The sequence below is a fragment of the Parendozoicomonas sp. 209JJ7-1 genome, assembly GCF_058147085.1.
This window is the reverse complement of sequence record NZ_JBYVJU010000060.1, coordinates 1-1,573: the sequence shown is the minus strand read 5'-3', so window position 1 is coordinate 1,573 and position 1,573 is coordinate 1. Positions and strand designations below refer to the sequence as shown.

The 1,573-nt window shown below is 34.1% G+C and carries 1 protein-coding gene; it reads left to right on the top strand.

Features of this window, described 5'->3' with window-relative positions; all coding sequences use genetic code 11:
- The first annotated feature begins 814 nt into the window (after positions 1-814).
- A complete protein-coding gene (locus ACY2RQ_RS19260; protein ID WP_490114634.1) occupies positions 815-1,561 on the top strand; it encodes a protein kinase domain-containing protein in 747 nt (248 codons plus the stop codon).
- Positions 1,562-1,573 lie beyond the last annotated feature (12 nt).

Below are 1,573 nucleotides of genomic sequence, written 5' to 3'. Positions count from 1 at the left end.
ACCTAACGCCCGCATCAGGTGCGCCGAAGGCGTCACCTGGATGCGCTTGTTACATGCGTTTTCTATTTTTTTAATAACAGCTTATTTATGGTAAAAGAGCATATTTTATGAATTGCTCTCTTGGTATTGCTGGGCTGTAGCCAATCGATCTAAAAGTTTACCTGCGAATTCTGAACAGTTATTTTCTGTCTAAAGACTTAGGGCTCTGAAGTGCTATCAATAAAATAGACGCTATTCCGTATTGTATTAAAAATATCTGCTATTTTTATCGGTATATTTTATTTTTGTATTGGAAGGGTTACAAATGAAAAATAAATTATGCATTGTAGTTCTTATTATAATTGTAACTACTACTGAATCAGTATCAGCGAATTTTCCTAAATGCCCAAATGCTAACTTAGCAGAAAGTTGTGGAGATTTAATAATGATTCTTATAAGTACTTTGGGGTTTTATTGTACAGAAGGATCTTTGTGTGTAGAAAGTCAGTTTGTATACTGTGATTTATGTGGGCTTTCTTACAAGCCACCATTCTACCTTGATTCCTAATGAAAGGTGGAACTAATTTTCTAAGATGTGAATGAATTATTGATAGCATGTAACGCCCGCATCAGGTGCGCCGAAGGCGTCACCTGGATGCACTTGTTATGTTTTCTTACTCTTTTGTTGTTTTTGAAGAAGTCTAAAAAAATTATTCTATAGTGAGTTGTTACATTATTATGTGATTTAGCATTGGTTATAAATTTCTTTGATACTTATAAAAGCATTTGTCAGTATTCAGAGGCACATGCAACTGTCGAAAATGGTAGTGAATATGTGGCGAAAGGAATGTTCTGTCAAGTTAGAAAGACTATATTCAATGGTTATGTGGTGGCAGTTAAAGCAGTTTTGAAAATAAAAATTAAAAATGTCTTGAACGAAAGTGGTTATAAGGACTTTTCGAAAAGTTTTTTTATATCAAGACTAAAAGATTCATATCTTCATCTTTACAATGACTATAAACATCTAAAGGCTCTTGAACACGAGAATGTTATGAACTTTTTGGGGGCGATTTTGGATGGTAATAATATGATTGTTGGATATCATATGGAGCTTTGTCGACCTTTAAGCGAAATAATTAACCTACGTTTAAAGGTATCACGTTTCGAGTTATGCTGTTATGTTCATGGTCTTTTTAGTGGCTTGGCTTATCTACATGATAAAAAAGAAGTCGCACATTGTGATATTGCCTTAGACAATCTTTTAATTTCTAGAAATAACCTTTTGAAGATTTCTGACTTTGGTAATGCTGTGAAATTGATTATGCCTAGGAATTATTTAATAAAAATGAAAGGTGAGTTAGCTGATAAAGGTTCAGCTACTTTTGATATTCAAATGGCTAGCTCCTGTCTTTGCTCATGGAGAGTGGGAGAGAAGAAGAGTTTGCTAGATATAGCTGGTGATTCTGAAAAAGAGAGTCTTATTTATCTATCCGGTTTGACTAATGGCTTGAGAATGAGGTTGATAGCAACAGCAGCGATTATACACAAAAAATGTGAACAATGGCGCTTGAAAATGCTTTGAAAACATAACGCC